This is a genomic window from Variovorax sp. 160MFSha2.1, from assembly GCF_048305075.1.
Lineage (GTDB): Bacteria > Pseudomonadota > Gammaproteobacteria > Burkholderiales > Burkholderiaceae_C > Variovorax > Variovorax guangxiensis.
Genome location: NZ_CP157624.1, coordinates 4,406,885 through 4,428,724, shown reverse-complemented (window position 1 = coordinate 4,428,724; position 21,840 = coordinate 4,406,885). Strand labels below are relative to the sequence as shown.

The 21,840-nt window shown below is 68.3% G+C and carries 22 protein-coding genes; 12 read left to right on the top strand and 10 right to left on the bottom strand.

Annotation, left to right across the window (positions count from 1 at the left end; all coding sequences use genetic code 11):
* The first annotated feature begins 80 nt into the window (after window positions 1-80).
* From clpB to arfB, 4 genes are all read left to right on the top strand, one after another.
* Window positions 81-2,702, top strand: coding sequence for an ATP-dependent chaperone ClpB (gene clpB, locus ABL838_RS20110; RefSeq protein WP_369661600.1), 2,622 nt, complete (start codon window positions 81-83; stop codon window positions 2,700-2,702).
* Window positions 2,703-2,711: 9 nt separating this feature from the next.
* Complete coding sequence (locus ABL838_RS20105) at window positions 2,712-3,044, top strand: hypothetical protein (RefSeq protein ID WP_240650854.1); 333 nt, start codon at window positions 2,712-2,714, stop codon at window positions 3,042-3,044.
* Between the two features lie 124 nt (window positions 3,045-3,168).
* A complete protein-coding gene (locus tag ABL838_RS20100; RefSeq protein ID WP_418121608.1) occupies window positions 3,169-4,353 on the top strand; it encodes an acetyl-CoA C-acyltransferase family protein in 1,185 nt (394 codons plus the stop codon).
* A 4-nt stretch (window positions 4,354-4,357) separates the two neighbouring features.
* Complete coding sequence (arfB, locus tag ABL838_RS20095; protein WP_418121607.1) at window positions 4,358-4,765, top strand: alternative ribosome rescue aminoacyl-tRNA hydrolase ArfB; 408 nt, start codon at window positions 4,358-4,360, stop codon at window positions 4,763-4,765.
* On the opposite strand, the gene ABL838_RS20090 is transcribed toward arfB, so the two are convergent.
* Entirely contained in the window at window positions 4,734-5,267 is a 534-nt protein-coding gene (locus tag ABL838_RS20090; protein WP_418117072.1) for a hypothetical protein, read from the bottom strand. The two genes, arfB and ABL838_RS20090, sit on opposite strands and share 32 nt — an antisense overlap.
* A 127-nt stretch (window positions 5,268-5,394) precedes the next feature.
* On the opposite strand from ABL838_RS20090, the gene ABL838_RS20085 reads away from it, so the two are divergent.
* Complete coding sequence (locus tag ABL838_RS20085) at window positions 5,395-5,976, top strand: DUF3299 domain-containing protein (RefSeq protein WP_418121606.1); 582 nt, start codon at window positions 5,395-5,397, stop codon at window positions 5,974-5,976.
* 10 nt (window positions 5,977-5,986) lie between these two features.
* Here ABL838_RS20085 and ABL838_RS20080 read toward each other — a convergent pair whose 3' ends face one another.
* The 4 genes from ABL838_RS20080 to ABL838_RS20065 form a co-directional block, all read right to left on the bottom strand.
* Window positions 5,987-6,874: a LysR substrate-binding domain-containing protein gene (locus tag ABL838_RS20080; protein ID WP_418121605.1), complete on the bottom strand. Its 888-nt coding sequence runs from the start codon at window positions 6,872-6,874 to the stop codon at window positions 5,987-5,989.
* A 13-nt stretch (window positions 6,875-6,887) separates the two neighbouring features.
* A complete protein-coding gene (locus ABL838_RS20075) occupies window positions 6,888-8,606 on the bottom strand; it encodes a SulP family inorganic anion transporter (RefSeq protein ID WP_418121604.1) in 1,719 nt (572 codons plus the stop codon).
* An 82-nt stretch (window positions 8,607-8,688) separates the two neighbouring features.
* The gene (locus ABL838_RS20070; RefSeq protein ID WP_369661606.1) at window positions 8,689-9,150 is read right to left on the bottom strand and encodes a DUF2501 domain-containing protein; all 462 of its coding nucleotides are present in this window, start codon (window positions 9,148-9,150) and stop codon (window positions 8,689-8,691) included.
* An 87-nt stretch (window positions 9,151-9,237) separates the two neighbouring features.
* A complete protein-coding gene (locus ABL838_RS20065; protein ID WP_418121603.1) occupies window positions 9,238-10,593 on the bottom strand; it encodes a M20/M25/M40 family metallo-hydrolase in 1,356 nt (451 codons plus the stop codon).
* 145 nt (window positions 10,594-10,738) lie between these two features.
* On the opposite strand from ABL838_RS20065, the gene ABL838_RS20060 reads away from it, so the two are divergent.
* Window positions 10,739-11,656, top strand: coding sequence for a LysR substrate-binding domain-containing protein (locus ABL838_RS20060; protein ID WP_418121602.1), 918 nt, complete (start codon window positions 10,739-10,741; stop codon window positions 11,654-11,656).
* On the opposite strand, the gene ABL838_RS20055 is transcribed toward ABL838_RS20060, so the two are convergent.
* The 4 genes from ABL838_RS20055 to ABL838_RS20040 form a co-directional block, all read right to left on the bottom strand.
* The gene (locus ABL838_RS20055) at window positions 11,653-12,861 is read right to left on the bottom strand and encodes a beta-ketoacyl-[acyl-carrier-protein] synthase family protein (protein ID WP_418121601.1); all 1,209 of its coding nucleotides are present in this window, start codon (window positions 12,859-12,861) and stop codon (window positions 11,653-11,655) included. The two genes, ABL838_RS20060 and ABL838_RS20055, sit on opposite strands and share 4 nt — an antisense overlap.
* Window positions 12,858-13,109 (bottom strand): acyl carrier protein, encoded by a 252-nt coding sequence (locus ABL838_RS20050; protein ID WP_126025852.1) that lies wholly within the window; start codon window positions 13,107-13,109, stop codon window positions 12,858-12,860. The genes ABL838_RS20055 and ABL838_RS20050 overlap by 4 nt, the downstream gene beginning before the upstream one ends.
* Window positions 13,110-13,204: 95 nt before the next feature.
* A complete protein-coding gene (locus tag ABL838_RS20045) occupies window positions 13,205-13,939 on the bottom strand; it encodes a phosphatase PAP2 family protein (RefSeq protein WP_418121600.1) in 735 nt (244 codons plus the stop codon).
* Window positions 13,940-14,022: 83 nt separating this feature from the next.
* Window positions 14,023-14,901, bottom strand: coding sequence for an AraC family transcriptional regulator (locus ABL838_RS20040; RefSeq protein WP_184641316.1), 879 nt, complete (start codon window positions 14,899-14,901; stop codon window positions 14,023-14,025).
* Between the two features lie 89 nt (window positions 14,902-14,990).
* Between ABL838_RS20040 and ABL838_RS20035 the strand changes: the two genes are divergently transcribed.
* Together ABL838_RS20035 and ABL838_RS20030 are read left to right on the top strand one after the other, a co-directional pair.
* A complete protein-coding gene (locus tag ABL838_RS20035) occupies window positions 14,991-16,259 on the top strand; it encodes an MFS transporter (protein ID WP_369661611.1) in 1,269 nt (422 codons plus the stop codon).
* A gap of 33 nt (window positions 16,260-16,292) precedes the next feature.
* A complete protein-coding gene (locus ABL838_RS20030) occupies window positions 16,293-17,045 on the top strand; it encodes a sulfite exporter TauE/SafE family protein (RefSeq protein WP_418117064.1) in 753 nt (250 codons plus the stop codon).
* 56 nt (window positions 17,046-17,101) lie between these two features.
* Here the strand turns inward: ABL838_RS20030 and ABL838_RS20025 are convergent, their stop codons facing one another.
* Window positions 17,102-18,019, bottom strand: a complete 918-nt coding sequence (locus ABL838_RS20025; protein ID WP_418125886.1) for an AEC family transporter — start codon at window positions 18,017-18,019, stop codon at window positions 17,102-17,104.
* Window positions 18,020-18,121: 102 nt separating this feature from the next.
* Here ABL838_RS20025 and ABL838_RS20020 point away from each other — a divergent pair, with 102 nt between their 5' ends.
* The 4 genes from ABL838_RS20020 to ABL838_RS20005 all read left to right on the top strand — a co-directional run bounded on the left by ABL838_RS20020 (window position 18,122) and on the right by ABL838_RS20005 (window position 21,818).
* Window positions 18,122-19,096, top strand: a complete 975-nt coding sequence (locus ABL838_RS20020; protein ID WP_184641314.1) for a tripartite tricarboxylate transporter substrate binding protein BugE — start codon at window positions 18,122-18,124, stop codon at window positions 19,094-19,096.
* Window positions 19,097-19,166: 70 nt separating this feature from the next.
* On the top strand, window positions 19,167-20,081 hold the full coding sequence (gene xerD / locus ABL838_RS20015) for a site-specific tyrosine recombinase XerD (RefSeq protein ID WP_126025846.1): 915 nt from the start codon (window positions 19,167-19,169) through the stop codon (window positions 20,079-20,081).
* Window positions 20,056-20,841, top strand: a complete 786-nt coding sequence (locus ABL838_RS20010) for a DUF72 domain-containing protein (protein ID WP_418121598.1) — start codon at window positions 20,056-20,058, stop codon at window positions 20,839-20,841. Before xerD ends, ABL838_RS20010 begins: the two co-directional genes overlap by 26 nt.
* Window positions 20,838-21,818: a Bug family tripartite tricarboxylate transporter substrate binding protein gene (locus tag ABL838_RS20005; RefSeq protein WP_240650853.1), complete on the top strand. Its 981-nt coding sequence runs from the start codon at window positions 20,838-20,840 to the stop codon at window positions 21,816-21,818. Before ABL838_RS20010 ends, ABL838_RS20005 begins: the two co-directional genes overlap by 4 nt.
* Window positions 21,819-21,840: the final 22 nt, after the last annotated feature.

Below are 21,840 nucleotides of genomic sequence, written 5' to 3'. Positions count from 1 at the left end.
GCAGCGGCGGGAAGCGCCGGAAGGACCGGCAACCTTGAATCGTGCCCGAACAGCCCTATTTTGGATGCAGGAATACCACCATGCGACAAGACAAACTCACCACCAAATTTCAGGAAGCGCTGGGCGACGCACAGTCTCTGGCGCTGGGCAACGACAACGCCTACATCGAACCGGCCCACCTGCTGGTCGCGATGCTGCGCCAGGACGACGGCCCGCGCGCCCTGCTGGAGCGTGCCGGCGTCAACGTCCCCGGCCTGACGCAGGCGGCCGAGGCCGCCATCAAGAAACTGCCTCAGGTGCAGGGCCACGACATCGTGCAGGTCGGCCCCGAGCTCGGCAAGCTGCTGCAGGCCACCGAGAAGGAAGCCATCAAGCGCAATGACCAGTTCATCGCCGGTGAACTCTTCCTGCTGGCACTGGCCGACAGCAAGGCCGACGTCGGCAAGATCGCCCGCGAAAACGGCCTGAGCCGCAAGTCGCTCGAATCGGCCATCGACGCCGTGCGCGGCGGGCAGGGCGTGAACAGCGCCGACGCCGAAGGCCAGCGCGAAGCCCTCAAGAAATACACCCTCGACCTCACCGAACGCGCCCGGCTGGGTAAGCTCGACCCGGTCATCGGCCGCGACGAGGAAATCCGCCGCGCCATCCAGGTGCTGCAGCGCCGCACCAAGAACAATCCAGTGCTCATCGGCGAACCCGGCGTGGGCAAGACCGCCATCGTCGAAGGCCTGGCGCAGCGCATCGTCTCGGGCGAAGTGCCCGACTCGCTCAAGGGCAAGCGTGTGCTGTCGCTCGACATGGCAGCGCTGCTGGCGGGCGCCAAGTTCCGCGGCGAATTCGAGGAGCGCCTGAAGAGCGTTCTGAACGAGCTCGCCAAGGACGAGGGCCAGACCATCGTCTTCATCGACGAACTGCACACCATGGTGGGCGCCGGCAAGGCCGAGGGCGCCATGGACGCGGGCAACATGCTCAAGCCGGCGCTCGCGCGCGGCGAGCTGCACTGCGTGGGCGCCACCACGCTCGACGAGTACCGCAAGTACATCGAGAAAGATGCCGCCCTGGAGCGCCGCTTCCAGAAGATCATCGTGGGCGAGCCCAGCGTGGAGGCGACCATCGCCATCCTGCGCGGCCTGCAGGAGAAGTACGAGGTGCACCATGGCGTGCAGATCACCGACCCGGCCATCGTGGCCGCGGCCGAACTGAGCGACCGCTACATCACCGACCGCTTCCTGCCCGACAAGGCCATCGACCTGATCGACGAGGCCGCGGCCAAGATCAAGATCGAGATGGACTCCAAGCCCGAGGTCATGGACCGGCTCGACCGCCGCCTGATCCAGCTGCAGATCGAACGCGAGGCCGTGCGCCGCGAGAAGGACGAGGCTTCGCAGAAGCGCCTGGGCCTGATCGAGGGCGAGATCGAGAAGCTGCAGAAGGAGATCGCCGACTACGACGAGATCTGGCAGGCCGAGAAGGCCCAGGCCCAGGGCAGCGCGCAGGTGCGCGAGGACGTGGACAAGATCAAGTTCCAGATCGAGGAGTGGAAGCGCAAGGGCGACTTCAACAAGGTCGCCGAGCTGCAGTACGGCCAGCTGCCGGCGCTCGAGAAGCGCCTGAAGGAGGCCGAGGCCAGCGAGGCTAGCAAGGGCAAGTCGAGTGCGCCCACGCTGCTGCGCACCCAGGTCGGCTCCGAGGAGATCGCCGAGGTCGTGGCGCGCGCCACCGGCATTCCGGTTGCCAAGCTGATGCAGGGCGAGCGCGACAAGCTGCTTGTGATGGAAGACAAGCTGCACGAGCGCGTGGTCGGCCAGGACGAGGCCATCGGCGCGGTGGCCAACGCCATCCGCCGCTCGCGCTCGGGCCTGTCCGATCCGAACCGCCCGACCGGCTCGTTCCTGTTCCTCGGCCCCACGGGCGTGGGCAAGACCGAGCTGTGCAAGGCGCTCGCGGGCTTCCTGTTCGACAGCGAAGAGCACCTGATCCGCATCGACATGAGCGAGTTCATGGAGAAGCACTCGGTCGCCCGCCTGATCGGCGCGCCGCCGGGCTACGTGGGCTACGAGGAGGGCGGCTACCTCACTGAAGCCGTTCGCCGCAAGCCCTACAGCGTGGTGCTGCTCGACGAAGTCGAGAAGGCCCACCCCGACGTGTTCAACGTGCTGCTGCAGGTGCTCGACGATGGACGCCTGACCGACGGCCAGGGCCGCACCGTGGACTTCAAGAACACCGTGATCGTGATGACGAGCAACATCGGCTCGCCCATCATCCAGGCCATGGTGGGCAAGCCCTCGGAAGAGATCAAGGAAGCGGTGTGGGACGAGCTGAAGAACTACTTCCGCCCCGAGTTCCTGAACCGCATCGACGAGACGGTCGTGTTCCACGCGCTCGACGCGAAGAACATCGAGTCGATCGCCGCGATCCAGCTCAAGGTGCTGCAGGCGCGGCTCGCGAAGATGGACCTGGGCCTGGAGGTTTCGCCGGCTGCGCTGGCGGAGATCGCCAAGGTCGGGTTCGACCCGGTGTTCGGTGCACGACCGCTCAAGCGCGCGATCCAGCAGCGCATCGAGAACCCGCTGTCGAAGCTGCTGCTGGACGGAAGCTTCGGGCCGAAGGACACGATCGAGGTCACGACCGACCCGATCCAGTCGCCGGGCCAGTTCTCCTTCCGCAAGGCGGGGGAACCAACGGCGGCCGCTTCGGCCTAAAGTCGGATGATGAACTTCGTAATACGCGTCATTCTTCTGCTCCTGGGGCTGGTCTTCGCGGCCAGCCTGGCCGTGGCGGTCATGCTGCTGGCGGCTGTGTGGGGTGTTCGCTACGCCTGGGGGCGTCTCACGGGCAAGCCCGTGACGCCGTGGGTCATGCGTTTCAACCCGCGCTCCGGCTTCGACCGATTTCGCAATGCGGCACAGCCCTCGCAACCGACGGCTGCCGACGTGGCGAACGCCCGTGCCCGCGGCGAGTCGGTGGAGCGTCCCGTGCGCATCCGCGGCAGCGTAAGCGACGTGACCGACGTTTCGCCGAAATCGGTCTCCCCGCGCGGCTGACCGGCGGCCCGCCGGCGCTATTTCAGGCGCGACAGCCGGTCGCGCCGTTCGCCGTCAGAATAGTCCTCCTGGAGCCGCGGCTCGCCAGCCGCGGCTTTCTGCTTTCATCCAGGAGAGACATTCCATGACTTCGCGCGACATTTTCGTGGTCGGCACCGCCCGCACCGCCATCGGCACCTTCGGCGGCTCGCTGAAGGACGTGCCCAACACCCAGCTTGCCACTACCGCCGTCAAGGCCGCCATCGAGCGCAGCGGCGTCGCAGCCGACGCCATCGGCCACGTGGTCATGGGCAACGTGATTCCCACCGACGTCAAGGACGCCTACCTGAGCCGCGTGGCGGCCATCGACGCGGGCTGCCCCATCGAGACGCCGGCCTTCAACGTGAATCGCCTCTGCGGCTCGGGCCTGCAGGCCATCGTGTCGGCGGCGCAGGCCATCGCGCTGGGCGACTGCGACATCGCCATCGGCGGCGGCTCGGAGTCGATGAGCCGGGGCCCGTACTTCGACACCGCCGCGCGCTACGGCGCGCGCATGGGCGACGTGCAGCTCGTCGACTACATGCTCGGCATCCTCCACGACCCGTGGGAGAAGATCCACATGGGCATCACCGCCGAGAACGTGGCCGCGCGCTACGGCATCACGCGCGAGCAGCAGGACGAGCTGGCCGTTGTCAGCCAGCAGCGTGCGGCAGCCGCCATTGCCGCGGGCCGCTTCAAGGAGCAGATCGTTCCGGTCGAGGTCAAGACGCGCAAGGGCGTGGTGCTCTTCGACACCGATGAGCACGTGCGCGCCGACACCACCGTCGAGACGCTGTCGAAGATGAAGCCCGCGTTCAAGAAGGACGGCCTCGTCACCGCAGGCAATGCCTCGGGCATCAACGACGGCGCGGCCGCCGTGGTGTTGGCCGAAGGCGGCCGTGTGAAGGCGCTGGGGCTCAAGCCCCTGGCGCGGCTGGTGGGCTATGCGCATGCCGGCGTGGAGCCCGCGTACATGGGCATCGGCCCGGTGCCGGCTACGCGCAAGGTGCTGGAGCGTACGGGTCTGAAGGTGGGCGACCTGGACGTGATCGAGTCGAACGAAGCCTTCGCGGCGCAGGCCTGCGCGGTGATCAAGGAGCTGGGCTTCGATCCGGCCAAGGTCAATCCGAACGGCTCTGGCATCTCGCTGGGGCATCCGGTGGGTGCGACGGGCGCGATCATCACGACCAAGGCCATCGCCGAGCTGCAGCGGGTGCAGGGGCGCTATGCGCTGGTCACGATGTGCATCGGGGGCGGACAAGGCATCGCGGCCATCTTCGAGCGGGTCTGATCGCATGCTCCGCCCGTCTGTCCTGATCGATCCCGGCGAGGTCGACTTCAGCGCCATCCGGGCGCAGGGCGCGGGCGGACAGAACGTCAACAAGGTCTCGAGCGCGGTGCATCTGCGCTACGACATCCACGCCAGTTCGCTGCCGTCCGATGTGAAAGAAAGGCTGCTCGCGCTGCGCGACGGCCGCATCACCCAGGAAGGCGTGTTCGTGCTCAAGGCACAGCAGCACCGCACCCAGGAGATGAACCGTGCAGACGCGCTCGCTCGGCTGCAGGCGGTGGTCGACAGCGTGGCCGTCGCGCCGCGCGTGCGGCGGGCGACCAGGCCCACCTACGGTTCGAAGCAGCGCCGGCTCGAAGGCAAGAGCCAGCGCTCGCAGATCAAGAGCCTGCGCGGACCGGTGCGGGACTGATCCCTCCGGTGCCGCCGCGCAGCCTGCGGATCTGCAGGCCCACGCCGATCAGGTACAGCACCAGCAGCACGCCGGTGATCGCCTTGAGCTCCGGCGCATCGGCGTTCGGCAGCAGCGGGGCGCCGAGCGGCAGGCGCGTGAGCGTTTCGGTGAAGGCCGGAATCCAGTGGAAGAGAAAGCTCGCAGAGAACGCGATGGCCTCGACGTAACGCGCCCACTTCCCGAAGAACAAGCCCCGGCCGGCGAGTGCGCCCACTGCCAGCGCAGCCAGCGTGATGATGCCCAGCGCATGCGGCTTGCCGAAGCCGCCGTGCTGGAAGATGCCGAAGCCGGTGAGACAGGTCAGCACGGTGGTCCACACGAAGAGCCGGCCGAGGCCGGTGCGCATCGTGATTTCCTTGCAGCGGAACAGGGCCGCCAGCCCCGCGGCGACGGCGATCAGGCTGATCGCGGTGTGAACGGTGCCCAGGGACGTGAGTCCCAGCCATCCTGTCGGTGCCATGCGGATCTCCTCGTGTCGTGGTGCGGCATTCTGATGGTTCGCAGCGAATTCGCGCAATCTCGGATGAATTGAGTGAAAAAGGCCCTGCTTTACGGTCCTGAAACATCTCCCGAGGACAATCGCACTCATGAGAAGGCTCTTTCCGCGCGCCGTGCTGGCCGCGTTCCTGCTGGCACCGGCCGCGGCGCTCCTGAGCGGATGCGGCCCGGGAGCCGCAGCGCAACCGGAAGCACGCAGCGCCGCAGCCCCCGAACTCAAGTGGGAAGAACTGATTCCCAAGAGCTGGGACCCGACCAGGCGCTACCGCAACATCAGCCTCGAAGCCCTGCGCGACAACGACCCCCGCGCGATCCAGATGCTCGACGAGATGCGCGCCGTCTGGGACAACGCTCCGGTCAACGTGGCGCTCGACGGCAAGCCGGGCAAACTCGCCGGCTTCGTCGTTCCGCTGGACAACACGCAGGAGGGCATCCGCGAGTTCCTGCTGGTGCCGTACTTCGGCGCCTGCATCCACACGCCCCCGCCGCCAGCCAACCAGATCGTGCACGTGATCGCGGCCTCGGCCGTGAAAGGCCTGCACGCCATGGACACGGTGTACGTCAGCGGCACGCTGAAGGCCGCGCGCTATTCGTCGGCGGACATGGGCGTGAGCGGCTACGAGATCAGGTCGGCCTCGGTCGAGCGCTTCGTGCCCAGGCAGCCGCAATGAGCGGCCGCGCTCAGCCGCCCATGCGCTGGGACAGGAAATCCAGGAACGACGTGATGCGCGCCGACAACTGCGTGTTGCGGTAGTACACGGCATTCACCGGCTGGCGCACGTCGGCCGTTTCCTTCGCCAGCACCTGCACCAGCGCGCCGCTGGCGCGGTCGATGGCCGTCATGAAGTCCGACAGGCAGGCGATGCCCACGCCCGCCAGCGCGAGCTGTCGCAGCGTCTCGCCGCTCGATGCCACCAGCGTGGGCGCGATGTTCCACTCGTCGCCATGCACGCCGCGAAGCGGCCAGCGGTTCAGCGACTCGGGCTGCGTGAAGCCCAGCAGCGTGTGTTCGGCCAGGTCGGCCACCTTGCGCGGCTTGCCGTGCGCTTCGAGGTATGCCGGGCTCGCGAGCACGCGCAGCCGGTGCGTGCCCAGCGGCCGTGCGTGCAGCGTGGAGTCGCGCAGCGGGCCGATGCGGATCGCCACGTCTGTGCGGCGCTCCAGCAGGTCGATGGGCAGGTCGTCGGTGTCCAGCTCCAGGCTGATCTGCGGATAGAGCCGGCGGAACTCCGGCACCAGCGGCACGATGGCGTGCAGCATGAAGGGCGAGGCCGCGTTCACGCGCAGCCGGCCCGCGGGCTGCTCGCGGCGCGCGGCCATGTGCTCTTCGGCGTCGTCGATGGCATCGAGGATGGCGCGCGTGCGCTGCAGGAAGGCCGCGCCTTCCTCGGTGAGCTCGAGCCTGCGCGTGGTGCGGCGAAGCAGGGTGGTGTCGAGCTTCTGCTCGAGCCGGCTCAGGGCGCGGCTGATGCCCGAGACGGTCTGCGAGAGCTGCTCCGACGCGGCAGTGATCGAGCCCGTGTCCACCACCGTGCGGAACGCGACGAGTTCTTCGATGGTGGTCTTCATAGGGGCTGGCGCGTCAGGCGGCGGCTTCCTGCTGCGCGGGCACCTCGACGCGCGGCATCAGCGCCGCGAGCGCCTCGCCGTCGGTGCGGTAGCTGAAGAGCATCGGCCCCGGCGCCAGCAGGCCGGCGCTTTCCAGCACCTGCATCGCGGGCAGCTTCATGCCGCTCAGGTGCAGGCGGATGCCCTTGGATTCCATCATCCGGCGGATCGAGCCGAACACCTCGGCGCCGGTGATGTCGATGCGGTTGATCGGCTGCGCGAACAGGCACACGTCGGTGAGGTGGGGCCGCTCGGCCAGCGCCACCGTGAGCGCGCGTTCGAGCGTGGAGGCGGATGCGAAGTCGAGCTCGGCGTCCATGCGCAGCGCATAGAGGTTCGGTGCCAGCGGCGGCAGCTTCCAGAGGTTGCGGTCGCGCAGGCTGCCGTCGGGGTGCAGGCCCACCTCGATGATGCGCGGATGCAGGTGCCGGTACATGTAGTGCGCCAGCGCCGCCAGCAGGCCACCGAGCACGCCCCAGTAGATGCTGGGCGCGGTCGCGATCGTCAGCACGAAGGTGCCGAAGGCGATGCCCGCCTCGATGCGCGAGATGCGCCACAGCGCAGTGAAGCTCGCCGGCTTCACCAGCCCGAGGATGGCCGTGACCACCACCGCCGCCAGCACCGCCTGCGGCACGTGATAGAGCAGCGGCATCAGCCACAGCAGCGCGCCCGCCACCACGACCACGCTGAAGAGCGTCGCCCAGCCAGTCTGCGCGCCGGCGTACAGCGTGATGGCCGAGCGCGAGAACGACGAACTCGTGGGAAAGGCGCCCGTGAAACCCGAGGCCAGCTTGGCCAGCCCCTGGCCGATCAGGTCCTGGTTTTCGTTCCAGAGCGTGCCGGCGCGCGCGTTGTCGACCTTGGCGCTCGACGCGGTTTCCAGGAAGCTCACCAGCGTGATCATCAGTGCCGGCAGCACCAGCGCGCTGAAGGTGCCGAGCGGCAGCAGGCCCGGCCAGTAGAAAGAAGGCAGGCCCGAAGGCAGCGTGCCCACCACCGCGCCGCCGCGCAGCGCGTAGTCGGCCAGCCAGCTGATGGCCGCCGCGCCGGCCACCAGCGCCATCGTTGTCGGAAAGCGCGGCAGCAGGCGCTTGCCCAGCCACAGCACCGCGATGCTGCCCAGCCCGAAGGCGATGGCCACCAGGTCGGGCAATGGCCCGCCCTGCAGCACCTGCGGAATGGTCCGCCCCGTGAAGCCCAGCAGGGCAGGCAGCTGCGAGATCGCGATCAGCACTGCCGCGCCCTGTGTGAAGCCGATGAGCACCGGCGAATTCACCAGCCGCAGCAGCCAGCCGAAGCGCCCGGCGCCCAGCACGATCTGGATCGCGCCCGATATCAGCGTGAGCCACACCGCCATCGCCACCCACTCGGCGCTGCCCGCCACCGCCAGCGGCGCGAGCGAGGCACCCACCAGCAGGCTGGTGAGAGCCGTCGGCCCCACCGACAGCCGTTGCGAGGAACTGAACATCACCGCGATCAGCGCCGGGAACAGCGCCGCGTAGACGCCCGTGACCAGCGGCATGCCCGCCAGCGCCGCATAGGCCACGCCCTGCGGGATGACCATCAGCGCCACGGTGATGCCGGCCATCGCCTCGTTGCGCAGCAGCGCGGCGGAAGGGCGGGGCCAGGCCAGGCACGGAACCCAGCGGGAGAGGCGCTGGCGCAGGGAGGGAGAGGGGGCAGCCGGGGTCATGGATGTTTGCGGGCGCACTGGAGAGAACTGCAGGCACATGCGCGGTGCGCCGCGCGAAAGCGATGCGGAATGTGGAGCCGGGTCAGATCAACGATGTCGCGTTTTTCAGCACGTAGTCGCAGGCCTTTTCCTTGACCTTCGACGACAGCCCCTTGAAGTTCAGCGACTTGCCGTCGCCGCCTTGCAGCAGGCCCTTGGCGCCGCTGGCGAAGCCGGTCTCCTGCTTCTTCTGGCCGGTGATCTTGGCGAGCAGCTTGTCCTTTACCGAGGCCGCGTCGCCGCCCAGGTAGTTGTTCTTCACGCAGTACTGCAGCACACCGGCCGCGTTGCCCATGGTGCTGGAACCGATGGCGGGCATCTTGAAGCCGAGGCTGCTGCCCAGGTTGCCGAGCGCCGATCCGCCCGTGCTGCCGCCGCTGCCTTGCGAATTGGCGGTGGCGGCTTCGCCGGCCTTTTCCTTGAGCTGGTCGAGCAGGTTGTTGGCCTGCGCCGAGGCGCCCGCGGCGAGCAGCGCCAGGGCGATGAGGGTTGAACGGGCGTGCATGTCGTCCTCCTGTCGGTACGCGTGGTGGAAAGCGGCCATCAGCATAACGGAGACGCCGGGGGCGAAGCCCCGGTTGCACGCGCGCTCTTACTTCGTGCGCGGTGGGCGCTTTTCGAGCAGCGGCGCACTGGTGCCTTGCACGCCAACCAGGCCCAGCACCGTCACCAGCGAGTTCTGCGCACCCTTCCAGCCGTCGGTCACGTCGATCCACTCCGACAGCGCGTGGAAGCCGCCGGTCTTGCCGCCGCCGCCGATGATGATGGCCGGGATGCCCAGCGACATCGGCACGTTGGCGTCGGTGCTCGCGCCCGTCAGCAGCGTCTTGTGGCCGAAGGCCGCGTTCGAGCGCGTGGCGGCCTCGACGATCACCGTGTCCGACTGCGTGCGCCCGCCCGGACGGTCGCCGATGAGCTTGGTGCTCACGCTCAGCGTGTTGACGTTCCAGCGCTTGTTTTCCTCGGCCACGGCTTCGTCGATGGCGGCGAGGATCTTCTTCTCGGTCTCGAGCAGCGGCGCCATTTCGTCGGAGCGGATGTCCACCGCCATGCGTGCATCGGGCGCAATGGTGTTGACCGAAGTGCCGCCACCGACCGTGCCGACGGTGAACGTCGTCTTCGGGAAGCTCGGCGTGCGGATGTCGGCGATCTTCGCGATGGCGCGGCCCATGCCGTGGATGGCGCTGGGCACCTGGCCGAAGGCGCCGTAGCTGTGGCCGCCGGGGCCCTTGAAAGTCACTTCGTAGCGATGGCTGCCGGTGCCCAGCATCAGCACCGAGCCATCGGGCGCGGGCTCCAGGCCGACCATGCCGTCGATGTCGAGGTTGTCGCGGAAGATCGCCTTGATGCCGCGCAGGTTGCCGAGTTCTTCCTCGCCCACGTTGCCCACGAAGAGCAGGTCGCCCACCGTCTGGACCTTGTTGTCGTTGAGCACCTTGAGCCACGACAGCAGCACCGCGAGGCCGCGCGTGTCGTCGGAAATGCCGGGCGCGTAGAGCTTGCCGTCGCGCTCCTTCACCTTCACGTCGGTGCCGGCGGGGAACACGGTGTCGAGGTGGGCCGAGATCAGCAGCTTCGGCCCGTTGCCCGTGCCCTTGCGCAGGCCGACCACGTTGCCTTCGGCGTCGATCTTCGCGTCGCTCAGGCCCAGCGCCTTCATGCGTGCGAGAAAGGCTTCAGCGCGCTTCTGTTCCTTGAAGGGCGGCGCCTCGATCTCGGTGAGCATCTTCAGGTCTTCCACCGAGCGGTCGTGGTCGGCCTTGACCGACTCCAGCAGCTTCTGGATGGCGGGCGAAGCCATCAGCTGGGTGTAGGCCTTGTCCACTTCGGGACGCACCTGCGTGGGAGTGGCCGCGACGCTGCCGCTCTGGGCGTGCGCGAGGCCGGCGGCGGCGGAGGCCAGGGCGAGGACTATCGGGGCGAGGCGAAGCGACACGGGGCGAGGCATAGTGCGGAATGTCCTTGTAGTTGAGGCTGACCAGGTCGAGGCGAGCGGCGCCGTTGCAGCGCCGTCGTCAGCGATTCTTATGGCTGTGTTAGGCGCGCGCTCTGGTTTAATCTGCCGCGTTGTCAGTTTTTCTAACGAAGCCCTCATGCGCCGCCATATCCCGAGCACCCGCGCGCTGCTGATCTTCGACGCGGTGGCCCGCCACCACGGCGTCGGCAAGGCCGCGGAGGAGCTGTGCCTCACGCACAGCGCGGTGAGCCAGCAGCTGCGCCAGCTGGAGACGCAGATCGGCGTGCGACTGGTGCAGCGCACCGCGCGCGGCACCGAGCTCACCGAGGCCGGCCGGCGCTATCACGGCCAGATCTCGGGCGACCTGCTGCGCCTGCAGAACCACACGCTCGAAGCCATGGCGCAGCGCACCGACGGCCTGCGCCTGCTGGTCGGCGCGGTGCCGGTGCTGGCCGAGGGCTGGCTCACGCCGCGCCTGCCGGAGTTCATCGGGCTGAACCCGGGCTGCAGCCTGCACCTGCAGGTGTTTCCCACGCATCTCTACATGGAAGACCAGCCCTTCGACGTCGGCGTGCAGTACGACGACGCGGTGTGGCCGGGCGCGAACGCGCTGCCGCTGATGGGCGAGTCCTGCGTTGCCGTGTGCTCGCCCAGTGCGAAGGGCCGGCCGGCCATGGCGCGCGGCGACTTCCGCGCGGCGCCGCTGCTGCAGTTGCGCACGCGCATGGGCGCGTGGGAAGAGTGGTTCGGCCAGACCCCGCATCTGCGCGCGCCGGAGAACCTGGTGGCGGGGCACCGCTTCGACCTGTTCTCCTCGCTGGTCGCGGCCGTGCGCGCCGATCTGGGCGTGGGGCTCGTGCCCGACTACTTCGTCGAGCGCGAGTTGCGTTCGGGCGAGCTGGTGCTGGCCTGCCCGCACAGAGCACCGTCGAGCCGGGGCTACAGCGTGTTCGTCGCGCCCAGCCGCACGGACGACGCGCTGGTCGGCGCTTTCGTTGCATGGCTGCGCGCGGCAGCCGCACAAGCCGCGCCGCAGGAGCTGAAGGCCGTCTAGGCCCGGCGGAAGAGCAGCACCGAGTTCGTGCCGCCGAAGGCGAAGGAGTTGCTGATGGCGGCTTCGAGCGCCGGTGCCGCCGTGTCGTCCTGCATGACGAGGTTCATCCGGCATTCCGGATCGATCTCGCGGCAGTTGGCGTTGGGCGGCAGTTGCCGCTGCTGCAGCGCCATCACGGTGATGAGTGCCTCGATGGCGCCGGCCGCGCCCAGCATGTGGCCATGCAGCGCCTTGGTCGAGCTCACGCGCAGCGCGTCGAGGTCGTCGCCCCACACCTCGGCCAGCGCGTTGCGCTCGACCACGTCGCCAATGCGCGTGGCCGTGCCGTGCGCGTTGCAGTAGCCCACGTCGCGCGGCTGCAGCCCCGCCTGGCGCAGGGCGGCGCGCAGCGCGCGGGCCTGTCCTGGAGCGTCGGGCTTGGTGAGATGGGTGGCGTCGCTGCTGAGGCCCCAGCCGGCCAGCGTGGCGTGGCTGCGGGCGTTGCGTGCGCGAGCGCGCTCCGCGGATTCGAGGACGAGGAAGGCCGCGCCTTCACCCAGCGCGAAGCCGCTGCGGTCGGTGGCGAAGGGCCGCACCGCGCCAGCCGCCTCGCCGGGCTGGAAGCCGGCCAGTGTCTGCATCGCCTGCCATGCCACCACCACGCCCGGCACGATCAGCGCCTCGCTGCCGCCGGCGATGGCGATGTCGACCTCGCCGCGCTGCACGGCCTTGGCCGCTTCGGCGATCGCGGCGGAAGAGGAGGCGCAGGCGACCGAGTAGGTGAGCACCGGGCCCTTCACGCCCTGGCGCATGGCCACATGGGCGGCCGGCGCATTCGGCATGAAGGCGGGAATGGTGAGCGGGGAGACGCGGCCGTTGCCGCGATAGGCCGCTTCGAGCGCGGCGGCGCCGCCCATGCCGCAGCCCGAGAAGACGCCCACGCGCTCGGGGTCGGCGTCGGACACGGCGAGGCCCGCGTCGCGCATCGCCATGTCGGCGGCGGCCACGGCCAGCTGGCTCACGCGGTCGACGCCGGCGAGCTGCAGCTTGGTGAACCAGCGGGTCTCGTCGAAGGCCACGGTGGCCGCCGCCGCCGGCTTGGGCAGTTCAGGAAAAACGGGCTGTATGGCCGACCGGCCCTGCAGCAGGGCCTGGAACAGTGCGCCGGGCTCGTCGCCGTGCGGCGCCACGACGCCCAGCCCGGTGACGGCGACTTCGTGGTTCACGACGCCGACGCGGCCTTCTCGGCCCTGACCTTGTCGACCAGCACGGACAGTTCGGCCAGGGTGTCGATGCTCGCGTCCTCGTCGGGCATGACGATGCCGAAGTGGTCTTCGATGGCGAACAGAAATTCGGCCAGCGCCAGCGAATCGAGTCCGCCGGTTTCACGCATCGAGGCGTGGGGGTCGAGCTTCGACGGTTCGATGCCGTACTTCTCGTGGATCAGGTCCTGCAATTCCTTCAGCGAACTCATCGTGCAATGCCTGTCGTCGTGTGCCGCCGATCGATCGCCGCCCTGTGCGGTCCTTGAGTCAATCGATCCCTTCCTCGTCGGCCAGTGGTGAGTGGTCAGTGTTTACGGATGATATCCGCTCCCACGTGAGGGACATCGTCCCGCTGCCGGGCGCCCGGCCTCCAGCGCATCGAGGGCAGGGCGAAAGCCATACCCAGCAGCGCCCCGGCGGCCACGTCCAGCGCCACGTGCTGCTTGACCGCCAGCGTCGAATAGGCGATGGCGGCGAACCAGGCCCAGTTCAGCACCCGCCACCCGGCGGGGGTGCGGGTTTCGCGCAGCACGTCCTCGATGCGGATGGCCGTGAAGATGGCCACCGCCACGTGCATCGACGGGCAGGCGTTGCCGGCCGCGTCCACGCCCTGCAGCATCGTGAAGCCTGGGTAGCCGGAGGCATCGATGGCCAAAGGGGGTATCTGGGTCGGCCAGAAGTAGAAGATGCCCAGGCCGGTGATGCACAGCCCGCCGATCCACAGCCCGTAGACCACCAGCTCGCGGAAGGTCAGTTGCAGCCCTGGCGCGATGCCCACGTACACCCACAGCGAGAGGTACGGCCCCAGCAGGTAGGGCTGGAAGGGCAGCAGGCGGTCCAGCGGCGTCAGCGGCATCACCTCGACCGGAAAGGACGGATTGCGCAGCAGGTGGAAGTAGCCGATGAAGAAGAGCCAGGTGAAGACCGTGGTGCCGACCGCCTTCAGCAGGAAATGCCGGCGCACGCGCAGCCAGATGTCGGCGGTCCAGGTGGAAGCTTGGGCGCCGGGCGCCAGATGCAGGGGGATCGGTGAGTGCATGGTGTTGCTTGTCGGGCGCCGATCTTGCCAGAGCGACGTGAAGCATCCATCCCTCGATACCCCGGTTGCCCGGGGCGCGCCGCTCAGGCGGGCGCGGGCCGCTTGCGGTGCTGGAACGAGGTGGGCGAGCGGCCGGTGGCGGCCTTGAACATCGCGCAGAATGCGCTGTCGGTGGCGTAGCCGCTGGCGGCAGCCACCTGGCTCACCGCCATGCCGCGCGCCAGCAGCGGCAGCGCGTGCGCCATCACGGCCTGCTGGCGCCATTGCTGCCAGCTCATGCCGAGCTGGTCGCGGAACAGGCGCGCCACCGTGCGCTCGCTGGCGCCGATGGCGGCGGCGCGCTCGGCCAGCGTGGCGCGGTCGGCCGGGTTGCGCAGCAGCGTCTCGCAGAGCTGGCGCAGGCGCTTGTCGGTGGGCAGCGGCACGTCGATGCGGATCTGCGTGGCACGCTCCAGCTCGTCGACCAGGAGCGGCGCGATCATCCGCTCGCGCTGCGGCGCGTGCACGTCTGCCGGCGGCAGGCCGTCGGGCGTGGTGTCGAGCGCCAGCATCAATGCGCGCAACAGTGGGCTGATCTCGAGCACCTCGCATTTCTCCCAGGAGGGCGCGATCCAGGCGTGCAGGTAGACGGTGCGCAGTTCGGCATCTTCGATCAGCGTGATGCTGTGCGGCATGTTGGCGGGCACCCAGAGCGCGCGAGAGGGCGGGACGATGTAGCTGCCGTCCTGGGTGCTCAGGCGGATCACGCCGCGGGTGGAAAAAGTGAGCTGTGGCCACGGGTGTTCGTGAAGCTCGACCAGCGTGTCGGCGCTCAGGAAGTGCTCCTTGGCGCGCAACGGCCGCACCGCGTCGGGCGCGTACAGGTGCGGCGTGAGGGATGCAACGCTGTTGATCGGGGTGGGCCCGCGCAGCCTGGCGGCGGTCGCGGCGCTCCTGGAGGGGGGTGAGGCGGCGCTTGGCATAGTTTCGACAAATGTTGTCGCTGTATCGCCATTCTGCCGCTTCCCCGGCGCATAGCATCGGTGCCTGCCCCGTTTTTTTGTAGCAATCCATGTCTTCCAACTCGCCCGCGAGCGCCGCTTCTGCCCCCGCTTCCCCGTCTTCTTCCAATACCTTGGGCACCGACGCCAAGCTGATCGGGCTGGTCGGCCTGGCCCACGCGGTCAGCCACTTCAGCCAGCTCATCCTGGCGCCGCTGTTCCCGTGGCTGAAGGACGCGTTCAACGTGAGTTATGTCGAGCTGGGCGCGGTGCTCACGGTGTTCTTCGTGGTCTCGTGCATCGTGCAGGCGGCTTCGGGCTTCATCGTCGACAAGCTGGGTCCGCGGCCGGTGCTCTTCGTGGGGCTCGGGGCGCTGGGGCTGGCGGCTTTCGGCTATGCCCTGGCGCAGAGCTACTGGATGCTGCTGGTGTGCGCCGTGGTCGGCGGCATCGGCAACGGCGTGTTCCACCCGGTGGACTACACGCTGTTCAACCGCAAGGTCGCGCCCACGCGCCTGGGCCATGCCTACAGCGTGCACGGCATCACCGGCAGCCTGGGCTGGGCGCTGGCGCCGGCCTTCGTGGTGCCGATCGCCATTGCCTTCTCGTGGCGCGTGGCACTGGCTTCGGCGGGCGCGGTTGCCCTGGTCGTGCTGCTGGTGCTGTGGATCTACCGCAGCGTGCTGTCGCTCGACGCCGCGGCCGTGCACAAGGCCACTGGACAGGGCGAGTCCTCGCCCGCCGGCGGCGAGTTCGACTTCCTGCGCATCCCGGCCGTGTGGATGTGCTTCGGTTTCTTCTTCTTCTATGCCGTGGTCATCAGCGTGGTGCAGACCTTCGCGCCCGTGGCCGCGGGGCACCTTCACGCGGTGCCCGTGGCGCTGGTGGCCGTGTGCCTCACGGTCTACATGGTGGCGAGCGCGGTGGGCATGGTGGCTGGCGGTTTCCTGGCATCCGATCCTTCGCGCTGCGAGCGCATCGTGGGCGTGGGCTTCGGCCTGGCCGCCGCGCTGGCGCTGCTGCTGGCCTTTGCCGACTTCCCGCCGGTCATCGTGCCGGCACTCTTTGGTGCGATGGGTTTCGTCTCGGGCGTCGCCGGGCCTTCGCGCGACCTGCTGGTGAAGAAGTCGACGCCGCCCAACGCCACCGGCCGTGTCTACGGCGTGGTCTACGCCGGCCTCGACATCGGGCAGGCCGTGGCGCCGCTGGTGTTCGGCCGGCTGATGGACCACGGCCAGTACACGAGCGTGATCGTGGGGCTGGCGCTGGTGCAGGGCGTGCTCATCGCCAGCGCGTTCAACGTGCGCCGAGTGCGGCGCACGGCGCTCGTGCCGGCCTGAAGCTGAAGAACCCCGGCCGATATCATCGGCCGCATGCAAGCCCTGTATGTCTATGTGATCGTCGGCGCCGTGCTGGCGGGTTTCGTGCAGGGCCTCTCCGGCTTTGCGTTCGGCATGGTGGCGATGTCCGTCTGGGCCTGGACGCTGGAGCCCCGGCTCGCCGCCTTGCTCGCGCTCTTCGGCGCGATGACGGGGCAGGTGATCGCCGCGGTCACCGTGCGGCGTTCCTTCGACAAGAGCGTTCTCTGGCCTTTCCTGCTTGGCGGACTGGTGGGCGTGCCCTTCGGCGTCTGGCTGCTGCCGCATCTGGATCTCGTCGTCTTCAAGCTGTGCCTCGGGCTACTGTTGGTGCTGTGGTGTCCGGCGATGCTGATGTCGCAGCACCTGCCGAAGCTTTCGTTCGGCGGGCGCGTCGCCGATGGGGTTGCAGGGGCCATCGGCGGTGCGATGGCCGGCATCGGCGGGTTCTCGGGGACCATTCCCACGCTGTGGTGCACGTTGCGCGGGTTTCAGCGGGATACGCAGCGGGCGGTGATCCAGAACTTCAATCTGTCGATGTTGCTGGTGGCGTTCGGCATCCACCTGTTCAGCGGGAATATCGGGCGTTCTCTCTTGCCTTTGCTGGGGGTGGTGGCGGTGGCGGTGGCTGTGCCTGTGTTATTGGGGGCGCGGCTTTATATCGGGATCAGTGAGGTTGCGTTTCGGAAGATTGTTTTGGGGTTGTTGACTGCTTCCGGGGTTGCGCTGTTGGCTTCTGCTGTTCCGGCTTTGCTTTCTCGTAGCTGAGCGATTCCTTCCCCGGGGCCGAGACCCGGCCCCGGGAAGCAAACACCCAACAGCCCTCACCGAGGCAAAGCCAAAGCAAACGGCAAGCTGACAACCCCCAGCAAGGTAGACAAAGTCACCAACCCAGCCACATAAGGCCCGTTGTACCCCATGCGAGCAGCCAGCACATAAGCGCTGGAAGCAGTAGGCACAGCAGAGAAAGCCATCAGCACAGCCCCCTGCGCAGCATCGAGCCGAAGCGCCCGAGCCAGCCCCCAGGCCACCAACGGCAGCAACAGATGCCGTATGGCCAGCACCGACACGGCCAGCACCTTGCCCGTGCCCAAGGTGGAGAACTTCATCCCCGCCCCCGCAGCCAGCAGCCCAAGCGCCAGCGAAGCGGCCCCGATCCGCGTCAACGTAGGCGTGGCCCAAGTGGGCACAGTAAGCCCCAGCACATTGGCCAGCAACCCCGCCACGGTCGCAACGATCAGCGGATTGCGCACCAGCTGCCGCACGAACCCCGTCTGCGCATGCCGCGTCATCGGCCACACGGCCGCGATGTTGAAGATCGGCACGCACACGCCGATCAGCACCGCGATCAGCAGCAGCCCCTCGGAGCCTCCGAGCCGTTCCGCCAGCGCCAGGCAGATGAACGAGTTGAAGCGAAAGGCAATCTGCGCGCTCGCCGCGTGGTCGCGCCGGTCGATGTGCGTGCGCAGGCCCGGAACGAAGGGCAGGGCGTAGGCCAGCACGATGCCGCACACGCCCACGCCGACACCTGCGGTGAGCAGGCTCGATGTCGCCCCGAAGTCGAGCGGGCTGCGCACGATCGAGTGGAACAGCAGCACAGGAAATAGAAAGTAGTAAACAAGGCTCTCGACCTGGTCCCACACGCGGCGGTCGAGGGCTGTGTAGCGGCACAGGAGCCAGCCGATGGCGATGAGGGAGAAGTCGGGGAAGAGCAGCTGCGCGTAATTCACCGCTTCGAGGATAAACCCGCTTGACCATGGGTAATCCAGAGCACGGATACGGCCCCCGAGCCGCTAGCATCCGGGCTTCGTTTTTTCGACATACAGCAGAACAAGGAGTTTTTGATGCAACGTCGTCAATGGAGCGCGATGGTGGGAGCCGCGGCACTGATTGCAGTGGCGGGTCAGAGCTTTGCGCAGGGTTATCCCAACAAGCCCGTCGAGCTGAGCGTGCCGTTCGCACCGGGCGGCACGACGGACATCGTGGCGCGCGTGATTTCCGATCCGCTGGGCAAGGTGCTGGGCCAGCCGGTGGTGGTGATCAACCGCGCCGGTGGCGGCGGCATCGTGGGCGCGGCCGAAACCGCCCGTGCCACGCCCGACGGCTACAAGCTGGGCATCGCCACGGTGTCGAGCACGGCGGCCAACCCGGCCATCAACCCGAAGACGCCGTACGACCCGATCAACGACTTCACGCCGATCATCAACATCGCGGCCACGCCGAACATCATCGCGGTCAACCCGAGCTTCCCCGCCAAGAACTACGCCGAGTTCGTGGCCGAGCTGAAGAAGAACCCCGGCAAGTACTCGTACGCCTCGTCGGGCACGGGCGGCATCGGCCACCTGCTGATGGAGCTCTACAAGAGCCTGACCAACACCTTCGTCACGCACATCCCGTACCGCGGCGCGGGCCCGGCGCTGAACGACGTGGTGGCCGGCCAGGTGCCGATCATGTTCGACAACATCCCCTCGGCCATGCCCTTCATCCAGAGCGGCCGGCTGATTCCCATCGTGGTGTCCGCGCCGCAGCGCCTGGCCGCGCTGCCCAACGTGCCCACCTTCAAGGAAGTGGGCCTGGAGCCGGTGAACCGCATGGCCTACTACGGCATCCTCGGCCCGAAGGGCCTGCCCAAGGAAGTGGTCGAGAAGATCAGCGCCGGCGTGAAGAAGGCGGTGGAAGAGCCGGCGGTGCGCAAGCGCATCGAGGACACGGGCTCGCTGATCGTGGCGAACACGCCCGACCAGTTCGCCGCGCAGATCAAGGCCGAGTACGACGTGTACAAGCAGGTCGTGAAGAAGCAGAACCTGAAGCTCGACTGAGGATCGCTCCTCGCACCAGGGAAGCCGCCCGCATGCCGGGCGGCTTTTTCTTTTTGTTATCTTGCAAGGCATGAGCACAGAGGCAGCCACGCAGACCACACCCGGGATCGACGACTTCATCGACGCACTGTGGCTGGAGGATGGACTCTCGAAAAACACGCTGGCCGCCTATCGCCGCGACCTGACGCTGTTCGCGCAGTGGCTCGGCGCGCAGCGTAGCGGCACCGCGCTCGACACCGCGAAGGAGACCGACCTGCAGGCCTACATGGGCGCGCGCCTGTCGACCAAGGGCAAGGCCACGTCGGCGAACCGCCGGCTCACAGTGTTCAAGCGCTACTACCGCTGGGCGCTGCGCGAGCGGCGTATCGCGGCCGATCCGAGCATCCGGCTCATGCCGGCGCGGCAGATGCCGAGGGCCGTCAAGACGCTTTCCGAAAAGCAGGTCGACGACCTGCTGGGCGCGCCCGACGTCGATTCGCCGCTGGGCCTGCGCGACCGCGCGATGCTGGAGCTGATGTACGCCAGCGGCCTGCGCGTGAGCGAGCTGGTGGCGCTCAAGGCCACCGACATGAGCCTCAACGACGGCGTCCTGCGCGTGCTCGGCAAGGGCAGCAAGGAGCGGCTGGTGCCCTTCGGCGCCGAGGCGAGGCGCTGGATCGAGCGCTACCTGGAGGATTCGCGCCCCGCCATCCTCGACGGCCAGCAGACGCCCGACCTGTTCGTCACCGCGCGCGGCTCGGGCATGACGCGCGTGATGTTCTGGATCATCGTGAAGAAGCACGCGACCGCGGCGGGCATCCACGTTCCGCTGTCGCCGCACACGCTGCGCCACGCCTTCGCCACGCACCTGCTGAACCACGGCGTCGACCTGCGCGCGGTGCAACTGCTGCTGGGGCATGCCGACATCTCGACGACGACCATCTACACGCACGTGGCGCGCGAGCGCCTGAAGCAGCTGCATGCGCAGCACCATCCGCGCGGCTGAGCCTTCGCAGGACTGGCGCATCGGCTGCGCCGGATGGAGCCTGCCGCGCGCGCTGTGGCCGGTGTTTCCGGCCGAGGGCTCGCACCTGGAACGCTATGCGCAGCGCTTCGACGCCGTCGAGATCGACTCCTCGTTCTATCGGCCGCACCGGCGCGAGACCTACGAGCGCTGGGCCGCGAGCACGCCTGAAGGGTTTCGCTTCGCGGTCAAACTGCCGAAGGCGGTGACGCACGAACGCCGGCTGATCGGTGCGATGCCGGCTTTCGAGGCGTTTGCCGCGCAGGTCGAGGGCCTCGGCAGCAAGCTGGGTGCGCTGGTCGTGCAGTTGCCGCCCAGCCTGGCGTTCGATGCTGCAGCGGTGCGCGGCTTCTTCACCGCGCTGCGGCACAGGCACCGGGGCGCGGTGGTGCTGGAGCCGCGCCATCGCAGCTGGTTCACGTCGCAGGCCGACGGGCTCCTGTCGGATTTCGAAGTGGCCCGCGTGCTCGCGGACCCGGTGCTGTTCGACGAAGCCGCGGCCCCCGGCGGCTGGTCGGGCCTTGTCTATCTGCGCCTGCACGGTTCGCCGCGGCGCTACTGGTCCGCCTACGACGAGGAACTGCTCGCGCGCCTCGCCCGGCGGCTGCAGCGCGCGAAAGAGGAGGGTGCGCAGTGCTGGTGCGTGTTCGACAACACGGCCGGCGGCGAGGCAACGGGCAACGCGCTGACGCTGCGGCGGCTGCTGGAAAATCAATCATCGACAAGAGGAGACGGAACGTGAAATTCAACAGACTCTGCGCCGGCCTTGGGCTCGGCTTTGCAATGGCCGCAGCCGCCGGCCTCGCCGCCGCCCAGGCCTTTCCGGGCGCCAAGCCCATCCGCCTGATCGTCGGCTATCCGCCCGGCGGCGGCATCGACTTCGCGGCGCGCACGGTGCAGGTGCCGCTGCAGGAGGCGCTCAAGCAACAGCTCGTGGTCGACTACAAGCCCGGCGCGAGCGGCATGATCGCGGCCACCGAGCTCACGCGCCAGCCCGCCGACGGCTACACGCTGCTGCTGGCCAACACGGGGCCCTTCGCCATCGCGCCGTACCTGCAGAGCAAGCCGCCCTACGACCCGATCAGGCAGTTCACCTACATCGGCCAGATCAGCCAGGGCAGCTACATCGCGGTGACGCGGCCCGACCATCCGGCGAAGAACCTCAAGGAGTTCGTCGCCTGGGCCAAGGGCCAGCCGGGCAAGGTCAACTTCGCCTCGGGCGGCAACGGCACCTCCACGCACCTCAACGGCGAGCTCATGAACCAGGTGACCGGCCTCGACATGACGCACGTGCCGTACAAGGGCAGCGCCCCCGCGGTGCAGGACCTGATCGGCGGGCAGACGCAGATCCTCATCGACGCGGGCAGCGTGCTGCTGCCGCAGGTGAAGGGTGGCAAGCTCAAGGCGCTGGCGGTGACCGGCCCGGCACGCGATCCGCAGCTGCCCGATGTGCCGACGGTGAAGGAACTGGGGTTGGCTGGCATGGAGTCGGTCGGCTTCCAGGGACTCGTGGGACCGGCCAACATGCCGAAGGAAGTCGTCGACCGGCTCTCCGGCGAGTTGGCCAGGGCGCTGGCGCAGCCCGAGATCAAGGCCAAGTTCGCGACGGCGGGGGCCGAGGTGCATTCGCTCGGGCCGGCCGAGTTCGCGGCTTTCGTGAAGGCGGACAATGAGAAGTGGTCCAGGCTGATCAAGGAGCGCAAGCTGCAACTGGACTGACGCCATCCATCACGCAAGCAGG

Bases quoted from the DNA above. Each gene is read 5' to 3' on its own strand.
- xerD (WP_126025846.1), top strand. From the start codon at position 19,167: ATGAGCACAGAGGCAGCCACGCAGACCACACCCGGGATCGACGACTTC.
- ABL838_RS20020 (WP_184641314.1), top strand. From the start codon at position 18,122: ATGCAACGTCGTCAATGGAGCGCGATGGTGGGAGCCGCGGCACTGATT.
- ABL838_RS20075 (WP_418121604.1), bottom strand. From the start codon at position 8,606: ATGACCCCGGCTGCCCCCTCTCCCTCCCTGCGCCAGCGCCTCTCCCGC.
- clpB (WP_369661600.1), top strand. From the start codon at position 81: ATGCGACAAGACAAACTCACCACCAAATTTCAGGAAGCGCTGGGCGAC.
- ABL838_RS20065 (WP_418121603.1), bottom strand. From the start codon at position 10,593: ATGCCTCGCCCCGTGTCGCTTCGCCTCGCCCCGATAGTCCTCGCCCTG.
- ABL838_RS20100 (WP_418121608.1), top strand. From the start codon at position 3,169: ATGACTTCGCGCGACATTTTCGTGGTCGGCACCGCCCGCACCGCCATC.
- ABL838_RS20070 (WP_369661606.1), bottom strand. From the start codon at position 9,150: ATGCACGCCCGTTCAACCCTCATCGCCCTGGCGCTGCTCGCCGCGGGC.
- ABL838_RS20030 (WP_418117064.1), top strand. From the start codon at position 16,293: ATGCAAGCCCTGTATGTCTATGTGATCGTCGGCGCCGTGCTGGCGGGT.
- arfB (WP_418121607.1), top strand. From the start codon at position 4,358: ATGCTCCGCCCGTCTGTCCTGATCGATCCCGGCGAGGTCGACTTCAGC.
- ABL838_RS20040 (WP_184641316.1), bottom strand. From the start codon at position 14,901: ATGCCAAGCGCCGCCTCACCCCCCTCCAGGAGCGCCGCGACCGCCGCC.
- ABL838_RS20090 (WP_418117072.1), bottom strand. From the start codon at position 5,267: ATGGCACCGACAGGATGGCTGGGACTCACGTCCCTGGGCACCGTTCAC.
- ABL838_RS20045 (WP_418121600.1), bottom strand. From the start codon at position 13,939: ATGCACTCACCGATCCCCCTGCATCTGGCGCCCGGCGCCCAAGCTTCC.
- ABL838_RS20035 (WP_369661611.1), top strand. From the start codon at position 14,991: ATGTCTTCCAACTCGCCCGCGAGCGCCGCTTCTGCCCCCGCTTCCCCG.
- ABL838_RS20080 (WP_418121605.1), bottom strand. From the start codon at position 6,874: ATGAAGACCACCATCGAAGAACTCGTCGCGTTCCGCACGGTGGTGGAC.
- ABL838_RS20085 (WP_418121606.1), top strand. From the start codon at position 5,395: ATGAGAAGGCTCTTTCCGCGCGCCGTGCTGGCCGCGTTCCTGCTGGCA.
- ABL838_RS20050 (WP_126025852.1), bottom strand. From the start codon at position 13,109: ATGAGTTCGCTGAAGGAATTGCAGGACCTGATCCACGAGAAGTACGGC.
- ABL838_RS20060 (WP_418121602.1), top strand. From the start codon at position 10,739: ATGCGCCGCCATATCCCGAGCACCCGCGCGCTGCTGATCTTCGACGCG.
- ABL838_RS20105 (WP_240650854.1), top strand. From the start codon at position 2,712: ATGAACTTCGTAATACGCGTCATTCTTCTGCTCCTGGGGCTGGTCTTC.
- ABL838_RS20010 (WP_418121598.1), top strand. From the start codon at position 20,056: ATGCGCAGCACCATCCGCGCGGCTGAGCCTTCGCAGGACTGGCGCATC.